Source organism: Mesorhizobium sp. M1D.F.Ca.ET.043.01.1.1, assembly GCF_003952385.1.
In the GTDB taxonomy this organism is placed as follows: domain Bacteria; phylum Pseudomonadota; class Alphaproteobacteria; order Rhizobiales; family Rhizobiaceae; genus Mesorhizobium.
Map to the genome: position 1 here is coordinate 4,809,670 of NZ_CP034444.1, position 15,134 is coordinate 4,824,803.

The following is a 15,134-nucleotide window of genomic DNA, read 5'->3' on the forward strand; positions in this document are numbered from 1 at the left end:
GGTCTACCCAACTTCGATGACGGCCTTGATCAGGCCTGATTTCTCGTGCGCCCAGCGTGCGAGATCGCGCGGCGTGCCGGCAAGCGTCGTGCGGTGGGTGACGAGTTTGGCCAGCGGCACGGCGCCGTCGCGGATCGAGGCGGCGACGTGGTCGAAATCGGCTTTGAGCGCATTGCGGCTGCCGACCAGCGTCATCTCGCGCTTGTGGAACTCGGGATCGGAGAAGGTGATGTCGTCCTTGACGACGCTGACCAGCACCAGTGTGCCGCCATGCGCTACATGGGCGAAGGCCGACTGCACCGACTGGGTGTTGCCGGTGGCGTCGAAGACGAGGTCGAAGCCTTCCTCATCCGTTGCTTGCCTGACCAGTTCGGCCGCCGGGGCTTGCGAGGCGTCGAGCGCCGCAAAGCCGAGCGCGCCTTCAGCGAAGCCGAGCCGTTCGGTGCTCATGTCGAGCAGGCTGACGTCGAGCCCGGCAATGCGTGCAAACAGGGCGGTGCCGAGGCCGATCGGGCCGGCGCCGATGACCAGCGTGCGCTGGCCGGGCGCACCAAGCGAGCGCCGCACCGCGTGCGCGCCGATCGCCAGGAATTCGACCGCGGCCGCATCGGCCAGCGACAGGCCGTTTGCCGGGTAAAGGTTTTGCGCCGGCACGAGGACCTCGTCGCACATGGCGCCGTCGCGATGCACGCCGAGCACCTCGATCCGGACGCAGCAGTTCGGTTTGCCGTGCCGGCAGGCGATGCATTTGCCGCAAGCGAGATAGGGGTTGATGATCACCGGTTCGCCGATGGCGAGGTCGACGCCGTCACCTCTCTCCACGACCGTGCCCGAGACCTCGTGGCCCATGATGCGCGGATAGGCGAGGAACGGGTGCTTGCCTTCGAAGATATGATAGTCGGTGCCGCAGATGCCGACATGGCTGACCGCGACCCGCGCCCAACCGGGGGGCGGCGCGGCGGGCTCAGGGCGGTCTTCGAGGACAAGTTCGCCGGGCGAGCGGCAGACGACGGCTTTCATGCGCTGATCCAGTATTTTCGAGAACGCCGGCCTCGGTCGATCGAGGTCGGCGTTCTGGTTCAGGAACGACTATTTGCCGCGACGGCGCAGGCCGTCGAAGTAGACGATGACGATGATAAGGACGCCGGTGATGACGCGCTGCCAGAAGGTGTTGACGTTGAGCAGGTTGGCGCCGTTGTTGATCGTCGAAAGGATGAAGGAGCCGATCAGCGGTCCATGCACCGAGCCGATGGCGCCGAACAGCGAGGTGCCGCCGATCACCGAGGAGGCGATCGCCTGCAGCTCGTAGGTGTCGCCCTGCGTCGGGTTGCCGATGCCGATGCGCGATGCCAGCAGCACGCCGACGAAAGCGGCGAGCAGGCCGGACAGGATATAGGCCATGAAGATGGTGCGCGGCACGTTCACGCCCGACAGGCGAGCGGCCTCCGCGTTGGAGCCGACCGAGAACAGATAGCGGCCCCAGCGCGTGTGATGCAGGAAGACATAGGACGGTATGGCGACCAGGATCACCATCCAGAACAGATAGGGGATGCCGAGCAGCGAGCCACGCGAGAAAGCCTGGAACGGATCGCTGTTGATCGAGATCGAGTTGCCGTTGGTCATCAGCAAGCCGATGCCGCGCAGCGAGGTCATGGTGGCCAGCGTGATGATGAAGGGCGGCAGGCCCATCTTGACGATGCCGAAGCCATGGAACAGGCCGATGGCGACGCCGGTCAGTAAGGTGATCAGCACCGCCGCCCAGATCGGCCAGCCGGCATTGATCAGAAGCGCGACGATCACGGTGGTGAAGCCGACGACGGCGCCGACCGAAAGGTCGATGCCGCCGGTGATGATGACGAAGGTCTGGCCGACCGCCAGGATGGCGATCAGCGAGCCCTGGCGCAAAAGGTTGGTGATGTTGAGTGCCGTGGCGAAGGACGGCGTGGCGAGGGCCAGCACGATCCACATCAGGAGCAGCAGGCCAAGCAGCGTCAGCCCGAACAGGGCATTGAAATTGCGCTTGGATTTTTCGGCGGGGATCGCCTCGGTGCTCATTTTTGTCCTCCCGACTTTTCTTGTTTCTCGGCCAGTGCCTGACCCAAAATGTCCTCGTGGCTGGCGGTGCGGAAACCATGCGTGGCGACCAGCTTGCCGCGCCGGAACACGTGCAGCGTGTCGGCGAGCTCGTAGACTTCCGGCAGATAGGACGAGATCAGGATGATGCCGGCGCCCTTCGACAGCAGCGTCGAGAACAGGCGGTAGATCTCGGCCTTGGTGCCGACATCGACGCCGACCGTCGGCTCGTCGAAGATGAACAGCTTGGCGCCATGCGCCAGCCATTTGCCGATGACGATCTTCTGCTGGTTGCCGCCCGACAGGCTGGAGGCAAGCGCGTGGCGTGTCGGCGTCTTGATCCTGAGATCCGCAATCTGGCGGTCGGCCTCGGCCTTCTCGCGCGAGCCGGAGATCAGAAGGTTGTTCGAGATGCGCTTGTAGATCGGCAGGTTCAGGTTCGTGCCGACCGGCAGGTTGAGGCAAAGGCCCTGGTCGCGGCGGCTTTCCGGCGCCAGCGCCATTCCGAGCCTTATCGCGTCATGCTCGGAATTGACCTGCACCTCCTTGCCTTGCCAAAAAACCTGGCCGGCCGACTTCCGGTGACGACCGTAGAGCGTGGTGACGAACTCGCTGCGGCCGGCGCCGATCAGGCCGTAGAGGCCGACAATCTCGCCGGCGCGGACGGTCACCGAGACGTTCTCGAAACCCTTGCCGGAAAGGTTCCGGGTTTCGGCGATAGCAGCGCCCGGCGTGAAATGCTCCTTGTGGTAGATCTGCTCGATCGAGCGGTTGATCATCAGCTTGACCAGCTCCGGCTCGTTTGTCTCGGCGATGTCGCGGGTGCCGACGAGGGTGCCGTCGCGCAGCACCGAGACGCGGTCGGCGAGCTCGAACACTTCCTCCATGCGATGGCTGATATAGATGATGGTGACGCCTTCGCCCTTCAGCCGGCGGATCAGCTTGAAAAGCTGGTCGGCTTCCTTGCGGGTGAGATAGGCGGTCGGCTCGTCGAAGATCAGGAATTTCGTGCCGCGCACGGTGGCGCGGGCGGCGGCGATCAGCTGCTGCTGGCCGATGGTGAGGTCGCCGAGAACGACATGCGCCGGCAGGTCGAAGCCAAGGCCGTCGATGATCTTCTGCGCTTCCTTGACCATGGCGCGCTGCTGCAACAGGCCGAAGCGGGAATTCTCCTCGCCGAGGAACATGTTGGCGGCGACGGTGAGGTGGCGGCAGAGCACCACTTCCTGGTGGACGGCATTGATGCCGAGCGCCATCGCCTCATGCGGCGTGGCGAGCGCCTCGGGCTTGCCTTCCCAGACGACCTCGCCGGAGGTGCGCGGCATGACGCCGGTGAGCAACTTGATGAGCGTCGATTTGCCGGCGCCGTTCTCGCCGACGATGGCGTGGATCTCGGCCGCCTTGAAGGCAAGGTTCACCGGCTTCAGCGCATGCGTGCCGGGGTAGCGCTTTTCGAGCCCCCGCAGTTCGAGGATCGTCCTGCCGGGCTCCAGCGTGGGTGCGGGGTGCAGTTCCTGCGCCGTCGACGTCATGACAATCCTCCCAGATTGATCCTAACTGTAGGATACGCAGCGATGCGTCTAGCGCGCATCCAGAAGGCGCAGCGTAAACCAAGCGGGCAAATTGCCAAGCCGCCGCTAACGGATGTTTCCGGGGCGCCGAGGCCCCGGAAACGATTTGTCGCGAAGATCTCAGTTCAGCTTCGGGTTGAGCAGCGCGTCGATCTTCGGTTCCTTCATGTTGTCCTTGGTGACGAGGTTGGCGCCGGTGTCGACATTGGCCTCGACCTTCTCGCCCTTCGAGGCGGCTAAAGCGGTCTTGATGCCGTCGTAACCCATCCGGTACGGATCCTGGACGACGAGGCCGGAGATGACGCCGTCGTTCAAGAACTTTATCAGCTTCTCGTCGCTGTCGAAGCCGATCAGCGCCACCTTGCCGGCAAGGTTGTTCTCGGCGATCGCCTGGCCGACGCCCTGCGCCATGATCAGGTTCGAGGCGAAGATGCCCTTGAGGTCCGGATTGGCGGTGATCAGGTCGGTCGCGATGTTGAGGCCGGTCGTGGCCTGGCCGTCGGCGTACTTGTCGGCGACGAGCTCGAGGCCGGGATATTTCGCCTTGAGCTGCTCCTTGAAGCCCTGAGCGCGCTGCTCGAGCGAGCCAGCGCCGGGCAGAGCGGTGATCAGCGCCACCTTGCCTTCGACCTTGCCGCCATTGGCCGCGCCGATCGCCGCCGCCAGACCGTCAGCCGCGACGCGGCCGCCCTGGACGTTGTCGGTGGTCAGGAAGGAGGTGAAGGCCTTGGATTCGGCGCTGGAGTCGATGCCGATGACCTTGACCTTGGAAGCTGCCTCATCGATCGGCTTGCCGAGCGCCTTGGCCTCGGTCGGCGCGATCACGACCGCGGCGGGATTGCCGGCGACGGCGTTCTCGAGGATCGAGATCTGGCCGTTGACGTCGGTCTCGGCCTGGGCGCCGAGCTCCGGCACGTTGACGCCGAGATCCTTGCCGGCCTTGCGGGCGCCGGCCAGCACGATCTGCCAGTAGAAGGAAGTGGTGTCCTTGACGATGATCGGAATGGTTACGTCTGCGGCCGAAGCCGGCGCTGAATGCAGCGCGCCAGCGAGCATCGAGGCGGCAGCAAGCGCCACGAAAGCGCGGCGGTTGAGAAGGCTGGTCACGAATTTCATTTAGGATCCTCCCTAGGTCGCCTGGTTAGGGTTGCAGATGCTCCGTCTGGATAGGCGCGGCCCAAACAGAACTTTATCAATAAAAAACATTTGCTATATTTTGATAGTGCAAAGGTCGGGCCGATGCAAGCGCTGTTTGGTGCCGTTTGCGTGATGGCGGGCGGGAGCGCGGCACCGGATCTCAGCCGAGCTGCTGCACGATCGTATAGGGATCGTATTTGGCGAACTCCGCCGCCGGCACCTCGACGTCGAGCAGTTCGAGGTTGCGCGTCAGATTGGCGGGCTTGGCTGTGCCGGTGAGCACCGAGGCGACGACCGGCTCGTGCAGCGGGAACTGGAACGCTGCGGCGGCCAGCGGGTAGCCGCCTTCTCCCGCGATCCTTTCCATAGCGCCGACCCGGTCGAGTATATCCTTGCTCGCCGGCAGGTAATCGAAATGCGCGCCGTGCACCGGGCCCGTCGCCAATATGCCCGAGTTGAAGACACCGCCGATGATCAGCGAGGTCTTGCGCTCGCGGCAGAGCGGCAGCAGCTCGGCTTCGGCGCTGCGGTCGAGCAGCGAATAGCGGCTGGCAAGCAGGATGCAGTCGAGCGGCGCGCGCCGAAGCACGTCGAGGCAGATCCGGACCTCGTTGACACCGAGGCCGTAGGCCGAGATCGTACCGGACGATTTCAGCTCCTCCAGCGCCTTCAGCCCGCCTTCCATCAGCTGGCGGAAATGGATTTTCGTCGCCTCGACGCCATGCGTGTAGGTGCCGATGTCGTGGACGAACAGGATGTCTATTCTGTTGAGGCCGAGCCGCGCGTAGGAAAAATCCACCGAGCGCATGATGCCGTCGTAGGAATAGTCGTAGTCGAGCGCGAACGGCAGCGGATCGACATAGGAGTGATCGGGAACCTGATCCTGCGGCACCGGCCGCAACAGGCGCCCGACCTTGGTCGAAAGCACGTAGGAGGAGCGCGGCTTCTCACGCAGGAAATCGCCGGTCCGGCGCTCCGACAGGCCGAAGCCGTAGAAGGGCGCGGTGTCGAAGTAGCGCAGGCCGCCATCCCAGGCCGTCTGCAGCGTTTCCATGGCGGGCTCGCGCGGACAGGCGCGATAGAGCCCGCCGATGGCAGCGCCGCCGAAGCTGATCTCGGTAACTTCGAGCGCGGTCTCGCCGATCCGGCGTTTGTTCATCAAAGCCTCCCCTTTGCCGACTGCGTTCCTCAGCCAGCGATCTTTTGCTGCAGGCGATCTAGAGCGTCGCGCCGAGATGCCAGGGCACGAACTCGTTGTCGCCGTAGCCGAACGCTTCGCTCTTGGTCTTGCGGCCGGATGCCGTCTCGATGATCAGCTCGAAGATCTCGCGGCCCATGCCGGCGATGGTCTTCTCGCCCGAGGCGATGACACCGCAATTGACGTCCATGTCCTCTTCCATCTGGTGGTACATGGTCGAGTTGGTGGCGACCTTGATCGACGGCGTCGGCCGGCAGCCGAAGCAGGAGCCGCGGCCGGTGGTGAAGACGATGACGTTGGCGCCGCCGGCGACCTGACCGGTGGCCGAGACCGGGTCGTAGCCGGGCGTGTCCATGAACACCAGCCCGTTGCCGCTGACCTTCTCGGCGTAGCCGAAGACGCCGTTGAGCGGCGTCTGGCCGCCCTTGGCGACGGCGCCCAGCGACTTCTCGAGGATGGTGGTCAGGCCGCCGCGCTTGTTGCCGGGCGAGGGGTTGTTGTCGATCGAAGCGCCATGCTTGGCGGTGTGGTCCTCCCACCACTTGACATAGCTGTCGAGCTTGGCGGCGATCTCGGGCGAGGCGGCGCGGTAGGCAAGCAGATGCTCGGCGCCGTAGATCTCGGTGGTCTCAGACAGGATGCCGATGCCGCCGCAGCCGGCGAGGATATCGACCGCCGCTCCCAGCGCCGGGTTGGCGGTGATGCCGGACATGCCGTCGGAGCCGCCGCATTGCAGGCCGACGACGATCTCCGAGACCGGGATCGGTTCGCGCTGCAGCTGGCCGACCTCCTCGGCGATCTCGGCCAGCACGCCCATCGCGCGCTCGACGGATTTGCGCGAGCCGCCGGCTTCCTGGATGTTGAAGTGGCGTTTTCCGGCCGCGACGCCCTTCTGGCCGTAGAGGGTGAGCTGGTTGACTTCGCAGCCCAATCCCACCATCAGCACGCCGCCGAAATTCGGATGGCGGGCGTAGCCGGCCAGCGTGCGGTGCAGGACCATCATGCCGTCGCCGGTGGCGCTCATGCCGCAACCCTGGCCATGGACGATCGGCACGAAGCCGTCGATGCCGGGATATTTCGGCAAAAGCGTGCGGTTGGCCTCGTCGGCGATCGCATGGCAGACGGTGGACGAGCAGTTGACGCTGGCGATGATGCCGATGAAGTTGCGCGTTCCGGCGCGACCGTCGGCGCGTCGGTAACCCATGAAGGTGCGCCTGCGGTCGGCCTCGGTGGCATGCTCGGCCTCGCTTGGCGGCACCACCGGCAGGCGCCCGCTCTCGAAGACCAGATTGTGCGAGTGGACGTGCTCGCCCGGCGCGATGTCCTGAGTAGCGCGGCCGATGGCCTGCGCATATTTCACCACTGCCTCGCCAGCCGCGATCGGCTTGACGGCCACCTTGTGCCCGGGGTCGATCGCGGCAATCGCGACCGCGCCGCCGGGCAATGCAGCGCCGATCTCGATGCGGCCATTGGCGACCGCGACATTGTCGGCGGGGGAAAGCAGGATGGTGTTTGCGGCGTTCACGAGCAGCTGTCCTGGGTAAACCTGGGAGTGGGGGCGGATTGACATCCGCCCGTTTGGGGATAATGTCTTTTATCGTGAAAAAACATTTTTGCGTCAATTGTTTTTTCATTGTGCACGCCGCGCGCCCTGGGCGCAGGGCTGCCCGTTGGCAAGCCGGCGAAATTCGATTTACGCGTTTCGCAGCCTTGCGCTAGGAACACCGATCATATCGCGCTTCCGGCCGGTGTCCGCAAGCGTTGGGGGATACGGGGCATGTCGAAGAGCAACAACGTCTACAAGGACGCCTTCAACCGCGGACTGCGGCTGCTCGACGAGACCAAGAGCCTGCCGTCGGAGCCCGAGCTCGGCACGCTGCTCGGCGTCAGCCGCACCACGGTGCGCAGCATCCTTTCGCGCATGGAGGAGACCGGGCTGATCGCCTGGAACAAGCGCAACAAGACGGTGCTGAGGTCGCCGCGGCCGGAAGATTTCTTCCCCGAGGAAGAGACCGATTCGCTGGCCGAGATCATCGAGCGCTCGTTCATGCGCCGGCTGCTCGCCGAGGGCGCCGAGGCGGGCATGCAGATCAACGAGCTCGAGCTGGCGCGCGAGATCGGCGTCGGCACCACCAGCGTGCGCGAATTCCTGATCCGCTTCTCGCGCTTCGGGCTGATCGAGAAGCGGCGCAACAGCCATTGGGTGCTGAAAGGCTTCACACGGGCCTTCGCGCTGGAGCTTACCGAAATCCGGGAGATGTTCGAGCTGCGATCGGCCGCCGCCTTCGTTGCGCTGCCGGAGGATAGCGCGGTCTGGGCCGATCTCGACCGGCTGGAGGTCGAACATCGTCGACTGGCCAGCGAGATCGCCACGCGCTTCAACGAATTCTCCGAGCTCGACGAGCGCTTCCACCGGCTGATCCACCGCGCGTCGCACAACCGCTTCATCGTCGATTTCTACGATGTGATCGCGATGATCTTCCACTATCACTATCAGTGGAACAAGGCGCAGGAGCGCGAGCGCAACGAGGTCGCGGTGCAGGAGCATCTGGCCTATATCGCGGCGTTGAAATCGCGCGATCCTGGCAAGGTGGACGCCGCGTGCCGAAAACATCTGAAGTCGGCGCGCCAGACGCTGCTCAGCTCGATTCCCGAAGGGCGGCAGCTGCAGCCCGCCTGACGAGGCGCATCGCGCCGCGTTGCCGCAGCCCGGTTTTGCCGATTTTCCGGCCGCCGGCCCCATGCTAGGGTCGGCCAAGTTGCTGGAGAGAGGCAGTCTGTTGAATATCCGGCTGAGACGATGGAGCATGCCGGCCGCGTTCGCCGCGGCGCTGCTGCTGTTGTTCCAGTCGGCGCTCGGCGCCTTCGCCTTCGGCGCATCTTCACAGCTCGATGCCTTCGGCAACGTCATCTGCACGCATGACGGCGCGGCCAAGCTTCCGGGCGGCGGCCCGCACCAGCAGCACATGCCGGCCTGCTGCTCGCTTGGCTGCAGCATGGTTTGGACCGCGCATCTGCCGCCGCCGGACAGCGGCGCGCTTGCCAGAACCTCGGCGTTCGAAGCGGTTGCCTTCCCATCCCTGGCTTTCCGGCATCTCGATTTCGCCCGCGACCGCTCTCCCGCCAATCCGCGGGCGCCACCGGCAACGGTCTGACGAGCACCCGCAAAACCTTCGCGGGCGCATCCATCCAAGATCAGACTGCTCGCGACCGGATGACGGCGCGATCTCATACCCATGGAGCAACCATGTCCAATCTTCTTCCTGCAGCGCGCGCGCAAGCTCGTCCGCGCGGTTTCGAACAGCTTAGCCTTGCAGTGTTCGTCCTCCTTCTCCTGTTGGCCTGCGTTTCCGGCGCCCCGGCGCATGAATTCAAGGCCGGTGACCTCGAAATCGGACACCCGTGGTCGCGCGCCACGCCGCCCGGCGCCAAGGTGGCCGGCGGCTATTTCACAGTCACCAACAAAGGCAGCTCGCCCGACCGGCTGCTGTCGATTTCCTCCGAGATCTCCGACAAGGCCGAACTGCACGAGATGGGCGTCAAGGACGGCGTCATGACCATGCGGCCGGTGAGCGGCGGGCTCGAAATCCCGGCCGGCGGCAAGGTCGAGCTGAAGCCCGGCGCCTATCACCTGATGTTCGTCGGCCTCAAGCGGCAGCCCAAGCAGGGCGAGAAATTCGCGGCCACGCTCACCTTCGAGAAGGCCGGCAGCGTCAGCGTCGAGTTCGCCGTCGAAGGCATGGGCGAGATGGGCGGCATGGACGATCACGCCGAGTGATCCGTCATCCGCCAATTCGAAATCAGAGGGACAATCCATGAAGACATATCTTTTGGCGGCGGGCGCGCTTTTCGCGCTCGGGACCAATGCCGCGCTTGCGCACATCACGCTCGAAACCCAGGAAGCGGCCGTCGGCTCGACCTACAAGGCTGTCCTGCGCGTGCCGCATGGCTGCGAGGGCAAGCCGACGACCGCGCTTCGCGTGCAGATCCCGGAAGGCGTCATTTCGGTCAAGCCGATGCCGAAGCCCGGCTGGACGCTGCAGACCAAGAAAGGCCGATACGAGAAGTCGTATCAGCTCTATGGCGAGACGCTCACGACCGGCGTCAAGGAAATCGACTGGAGCGGCGGCAATTTGCCCGACGACTTCTATGACGAGTTCGTCTTCCGCGCTTCGCTGGCGGCCGATCTGCCGGCGGGGCAGATGCTCTATTTCCCGGTGGTGCAGGAATGCGGCGACGCCGCGGATCGCTGGATCGAGATTCCAGCGGCGGGACAGGACGAGGATACGCTGGAAAATCCGGCGCCCGGCATCAAATTGCTGCCGAAGAAATGATCTCTTGATGGCGCGTCCGGTTCGGGCGCGCCGTCGCTTCTTGAAAGACCGCATGAACGCAGCAACTTTCCCAATCCGCCCGGGCGGCATCCGCATCCGGCCAGCCACCAGCCGCCTGGTTGCGGCTCTGGTGTTGATGGCGCTGCTGGCGGTGCTGCTGCCCGGCCGCGCCTTCGCGCATGCGGCGCTGGTCGCGGCCGATCCGGCCGACGGCACGGTGCTGGTGCAGGGTCCGGCGCATTTCTCGCTGACCTTCAGCGAGCCGGTCTCGCCGCTGGTGCTCACTTTGGTGCGGCCGGACGGCACGCGGCTTGCGCTGACGTCCTTTCGCCTGAACGACCGGACCATCGAGATCGACAATCCCGAGACGCTCAAATCCGGCACCCATGTGCTGAGCTGGCGGGTGATCTCGGAGGACGGCCATCCGGTCGGCGGCTCGGCGCTGTTTTCCGTCGGCGCGCCAAGCGCGGCGCCAGCGGCGGGCGAAGCCGTCGATCGGTCGCTGCGCGCGGCGATCTGGGCGGCCAAGCTCCTCCTCTATGCCGGCCTCTTTCTTGGTATCGGCGGCGCCTTCTCGCTTGCCTGGCTCGCCGAACACCGGCGGTGCGGCCGGCGTTTCGTCATCGGCGCGCTGCTCTGCGGACTGGCCGCCGCTCCGGTTTCGCTCGGCTTGCAGGGGCTGGACGCGCTTGCCGCGCCGCTCCCCCGGTTCGCGGCGCCGGCCGTCTGGCGGACAGCGCTCGAGACGAGCTTCGGCTGGACGGTGCTTGTCGCCCTGATCTCGCTTGGACTTGCGCTGCTCTCCCTCGCCGGACCGCGCGCTCCTCGCAAGCTGCTTGCGCTTGCCGGACTCATCGGCGTCGGCGCAGCGCTTGCGGCAAGCGGCCACGCCAGCGCCGCCGAGCCGCAATGGCTGACGCGGCCCCTGGTGTTCCTGCACGGTGCGGCCATCGCATTTTGGACGGGCGCGCTGGCGCCGCTCGGCCTTGCCTTGCGGTTCCAGCCGGCGGAGGCGAAGGTTTTCCTGCGGCGGTTCTCGCGCGCCATCCTGCCCGTCGTTGCCGTGCTCGCCGCAAGCGGCATCGTGCTGGCGATCATCCAGGTGCAGACGCCAGCTGCATTGATCAACACCGCCTATGGCCGCCTGCTGCTGTTGAAACTGGCCTTGCTGCTGTTCCTGTTCACGCTCGCTTCGGTCAACCGATGGACGCTGACCGCGCCGGCCGAGGCGGGCGACACGGAGGTGCAGCGGCGGCTGGTGCGCTCGATCGGCATCGAGACGCTGATCGTGCTCGCCATCTTCGGCGTCGCCGCCGGCTGGCGCTTCACGCCGCCGCCGCGCGCGCTGGCGATCGCCGCCGCGCAGCCGGTGTCGATCCACATCCACACGCTGCAGGCGATGGCCGACCTCAGCATCACGCCCGGTCATGCGGGGCAGGTGGCGGCTTCGATGGTCGTCATGACCGGCGATTTCGGTCCGCTCGACGCCAAGGCGGTGATGCTGGTGCTGTCCAAGCCCGATTCCGGCATCGAGCCGATCAAGCGGCCGGCGACGAAGCCGGGCGACGGCACTTGGCGGGTCGACAATCTGATCATCCCGGTTCCCGGCCGCTGGACGGCGCGGCTCGACATCCTCGTCTCGGACTTCGAGATGGTGAAGATAGAGGCGCCGATCGACATCCGCGGTGAGTGATATACCAGATGGCTATGCTCTCGTTTCCACTTAAGCGGCGGTGCGCCTATGCGGTTCACCGGTTTTTACCAATGCGTTGAGGTGTTCGGGATCGGAGTGATGCTGTTGACGGAGCGCTTTTCTTGGCAAAAAGCAATTGAATCAGTGGTAATGTCGACCCGGTTTATTGCGAAAGTATGTTGCGGTCTTCTGGTCTTTTTTCTTGTTTGCGGATGCGATCTCACAGGTAAAACAAGCTTGATGCAGCCGAGTTTGACCCGTGAGGAGCGTCTGAAGTTTGCCGCAGGCTCCTACTTCAAAAACCAATGTAAAAGGCAGTGGGCGCTGCTCTGGCCCATGGCGCGAGAAGGCGATGGCGAAGCCCTTTCAGAGCTCGCCTTTGAGCTCGGGGGAAGGCTCGAAATCCCTGTCTCAGATTCGGATATGGAAGTTGATCCGGGAGATAAGTCATTTGCTACTGTGCTTGTCATGACGATCTACGGCGCGACAGCGTCAAAGCATCCTGACAAGCGCAATCTTCACTACATCTTTGACCCTGCTAGATGGAGGAAGGGCGATGTAACGGTCGTATCCATTCGCTCCGGCCGGATCAATTATAACTCAATCAAGGCTCCCCCGCCGGTTTCAATAACAAAGTTGGAAAACTGCCTTTCTCAGGCAAATTCCTCGGCTGCTGGCGACAAATGTGTCGCTCAGGCCATCGAATCGGGGCTCATTCCAGGCTTTTCCGAATACAGCAAAGCCATGGACGCAGTCCTGGGCACGTACCGCCCGGAGAGCTGCATTCCTCGTCCCTGGTAAGAGGATAGTACCCGACGTCGGAACATAACTTGACTCCCGAGCTAGTCGCGCTGGGCCGCTCCGTCTACGGAGATGCCATCGATTACGACAAAGTGCCTGCCACAGGTCAAATGTGGCGGCCCCCCAAGGCTCCCTTTGGAGCCTTAGGCGACAAAGATCGTCCCCAAGGGACACTTCCTGACTCGGCCTGACCTGAATCCCACACACAAGGCGGACGCAACACAATTCGGCGAGGCGGTTGACGTGACACGAAAGGCCCGTCAATCATCCCGGCAAAACGCGGCTCAACAAAATCCGGAAGCAGGGAAGAAACGATGGAAAAAGCCGAAATCGGCCTGATCGGCCTTGGCACGATGGGCTCCAACCTGGCGCTCAACATCGCCGAGCACGGGCACCGCATCGCCGTCTTCAACCGTACGCCGTCGCGCACCGATGCCTTCGTCGAGAGCGCCGGCGCGCTGAAGGACATGGTGGTTCCCTGCTACAGCCTGGAGGAACTTGCCGCCGCGATCCGGCCGCCCAGGCCGATCATCATCATGGTGCTGGCCGGCAAGCCGGTCGACGAGCAGATCGCAGCGCTTCGCGGCGTGCTGTCCGACAACGACATCGTCATCGACGCCGGCAACGCCAATTTCCGCGACACGATGCGGCGCTTCGCCGAACTCAACGGCTCAGGCCTCACCTTCATCGGCATGGGCGTTTCCGGCGGCGAGGAGGGCGCGCGCCACGGGCCGTCGATCATGGTCGGCGGCACGGAAGAGTCCTGGAAGCGCGTCGAGAAGGTGCTGACGGCGATTTCGGCCAAGTTCAAGGACGAGCCGTGCGCCGCCTGGCTCGGCACCGATGGCGCCGGCCATTTCGTCAAGACCGTCCACAACGGCATCGAATATGCCGACATGCAGATGATCGCCGAGATCTACGGCATCCTGCGTGACGGGCTCGGCATGGGACCGAAGGAGATCGGCAAGGTCTTCGCCGAGTGGAACAAGGGCCGGCTCAACTCCTACCTGATCGAGATCACGGCCAAGGTGCTGGCCGCGGACGATCCGAAGACCGGCAAGCCGGTGGTCGACATCATCCTCGACCGCGCCGGCCAGAAGGGCACCGGCAAATGGTCGGTCATCGAGGCGCAGCAGCTCGGCATCCCGGCGACGGCCATCGAGGCGGCGGTCGCGGCGCGCGTGCTGTCCTCGATCAAGGACGAGCGACAGGCGGCGGAAAAGGCCTATGGCACTATCGGCGTCGAAAAGATTTCCGGCGACAAGGCAACCCTTTTGAAGGATCTCGAACTGGCGCTGTTCGCCGGCAAGATCGCTGCCTATGCGCAAGGCTTTGCGGTGATGAGCGGCGCCTCGAAGGAATTCAACTGGAACCTGCCGATGCCGACCATCGCCAAGATCTGGCGCGCCGGCTGCATCATCCGCTCGCAGATGCTGGACACGATGGCCGAAGCCTTCGGGTCGGGCGGCGCGTCAACCAATCTGCTGATGGCGCCGGCCTTCATCGCCATGATGAAGGAGGCCCATCCTTCGCTCAGGCGCATCGTGGCCAAGGCCTCCGAGGCAGGCTCGCCGGTGCCGGCGCTGTCCTCGGCGCTCGCCTATTTCGACAGCTACCGCCAGGGCCGCGGCACCTCGAACCTCATCCAGGCGCAGCGCGATTTCTTCGGCGCGCATGGCTTCGAGCGCATCGGCGAGCAGGGGGCGTTCCATGGACCGTGGGGCAGCGGGGCGAGCGGGTAAGACGAACCGCCGAGCGTCTATTTCAGATACCCGACCACGAGCCGAGTGGCCTCGTCGATGAGCGTTTCGGCCGCTTCATTCGATAGCTTCTCGGAGCTGTGCAACACCGCGGTATGGGCGAGCGCTTCGATCGAAGTCACGCACACGAAAGCGGCAAGTCCAAGATCGGCCACGCGTAGCTCGTCGCTGTGGCTTTCGAGATAGCTCTTGAAGAGAGCGTGGGCTTCGCGATTGAAGGCTTCCACGTTTTCGAGGCGTCCCGTGCGCGGAATCTGCTCGGCAAGGACACGATGCAGCTTGGGGTCGATGCGATGCGCCTCGATCGCGACGGCAACAAGCATGCGCGCTGCCCTCTCGACCGGCTGCGAGGCGACCTCCGCAAAAACCCTCCGCACGACCTGCATGATGTCCTGGTTGTGACGATCGATGACGGCGGCAACGAGCGCTTCCTTGCTCGGGTAATACTGGTAAAGCGAGCCGATGCTCACACCGGCCTCTTCGGCGATCCGGTTGGTGCTGGCCTTGTCGAAACCGTCCCTGACCAAAATGCGAGCGGTCGCCTCGACGAGCGCGTCCACCGTCGCG

General features: G+C 64.5%; 14 protein-coding genes. 7 read left to right on the plus strand and 7 right to left on the minus strand.

Translation table 11 applies throughout. The features are described from left to right. Positions 1-3: 3 nt before the first annotated feature. The 6 genes from EJ067_RS23295 to EJ067_RS23320 all read right to left on the minus strand — a co-directional run bounded on the left by EJ067_RS23295 (position 4) and on the right by EJ067_RS23320 (position 7,504). Positions 4-1,020 carry a zinc-binding alcohol dehydrogenase family protein gene (locus EJ067_RS23295; protein WP_126087559.1) on the minus strand — a complete coding sequence of 339 codons (1,017 nt, stop codon included), beginning with the start codon at positions 1,018-1,020 and terminating at the stop codon, positions 4-6. Between the two features lie 69 nt (positions 1,021-1,089). After that, on the minus strand, positions 1,090-2,055 hold the full coding sequence (locus EJ067_RS23300) for an ABC transporter permease (protein WP_126087560.1): 966 nt from the start codon (positions 2,053-2,055) through the stop codon (positions 1,090-1,092). After that, a complete protein-coding gene (locus EJ067_RS23305) occupies positions 2,052-3,605 on the minus strand; it encodes a sugar ABC transporter ATP-binding protein (protein ID WP_126087561.1) in 1,554 nt (517 codons plus the stop codon). The genes EJ067_RS23300 and EJ067_RS23305 overlap by 4 nt, the downstream gene beginning before the upstream one ends. Positions 3,606-3,764: 159 nt before the next feature. After that, a complete protein-coding gene (locus EJ067_RS23310; RefSeq protein ID WP_126087562.1) occupies positions 3,765-4,760 on the minus strand; it encodes an ABC transporter substrate-binding protein in 996 nt (331 codons plus the stop codon). 181 nt (positions 4,761-4,941) lie between these two features. Then, a complete protein-coding gene (locus EJ067_RS23315; protein WP_126087563.1) occupies positions 4,942-5,940 on the minus strand; it encodes an aldo/keto reductase in 999 nt (332 codons plus the stop codon). Positions 5,941-5,998: 58 nt separating this feature from the next. Then, positions 5,999-7,504 (minus strand): altronate dehydratase family protein, encoded by a 1,506-nt coding sequence (locus EJ067_RS23320; RefSeq protein WP_126087564.1) that lies wholly within the window; start codon positions 7,502-7,504, stop codon positions 5,999-6,001. Positions 7,505-7,756: 252 nt separating this feature from the next. Between EJ067_RS23320 and EJ067_RS23325 the strand changes: the two genes are divergently transcribed. The 7 genes from EJ067_RS23325 to gndA all read left to right on the plus strand — a co-directional run bounded on the left by EJ067_RS23325 (position 7,757) and on the right by gndA (position 14,549). Beyond that, entirely contained in the window at positions 7,757-8,659 is a 903-nt protein-coding gene (locus tag EJ067_RS23325; RefSeq protein WP_126087565.1) for a GntR family transcriptional regulator, read from the plus strand. A 127-nt stretch (positions 8,660-8,786) separates the two neighbouring features. Further along, positions 8,787-9,134 carry a hypothetical protein gene (locus tag EJ067_RS23330; RefSeq protein WP_126087566.1) on the plus strand — a complete coding sequence of 116 codons (348 nt, stop codon included), beginning with the start codon at positions 8,787-8,789 and terminating at the stop codon, positions 9,132-9,134. A gap of 92 nt (positions 9,135-9,226) precedes the next feature. After that, positions 9,227-9,757, plus strand: coding sequence for a copper chaperone PCu(A)C (locus tag EJ067_RS23335; protein ID WP_126087567.1), 531 nt, complete (start codon positions 9,227-9,229; stop codon positions 9,755-9,757). 37 nt (positions 9,758-9,794) lie between these two features. After that, positions 9,795-10,313, plus strand: a complete 519-nt coding sequence (locus EJ067_RS23340; protein WP_126087568.1) for a YcnI family protein — start codon at positions 9,795-9,797, stop codon at positions 10,311-10,313. A 136-nt stretch (positions 10,314-10,449) separates the two neighbouring features. Continuing rightward, the gene (locus tag EJ067_RS23345) at positions 10,450-12,006 is read left to right on the plus strand and encodes a CopD family protein (RefSeq protein ID WP_245468334.1); all 1,557 of its coding nucleotides are present in this window, start codon (positions 10,450-10,452) and stop codon (positions 12,004-12,006) included. A gap of 48 nt (positions 12,007-12,054) precedes the next feature. Continuing rightward, complete coding sequence (locus EJ067_RS23350) at positions 12,055-12,807, plus strand: hypothetical protein (RefSeq protein ID WP_145965175.1); 753 nt, start codon at positions 12,055-12,057, stop codon at positions 12,805-12,807. A gap of 314 nt (positions 12,808-13,121) precedes the next feature. Then, positions 13,122-14,549 carry an NADP-dependent phosphogluconate dehydrogenase gene (gndA, locus tag EJ067_RS23355; RefSeq protein WP_126087571.1) on the plus strand — a complete coding sequence of 476 codons (1,428 nt, stop codon included), beginning with the start codon at positions 13,122-13,124 and terminating at the stop codon, positions 14,547-14,549. Between the two features lie 17 nt (positions 14,550-14,566). Here gndA and EJ067_RS23360 read toward each other — a convergent pair whose 3' ends face one another. Further along, positions 14,567-15,127 carry a TetR/AcrR family transcriptional regulator gene (locus tag EJ067_RS23360; RefSeq protein WP_245468026.1) on the minus strand — a complete coding sequence of 187 codons (561 nt, stop codon included), beginning with the start codon at positions 15,125-15,127 and terminating at the stop codon, positions 14,567-14,569. Between the last annotated feature and the right edge of the window lie 7 nt (positions 15,128-15,134).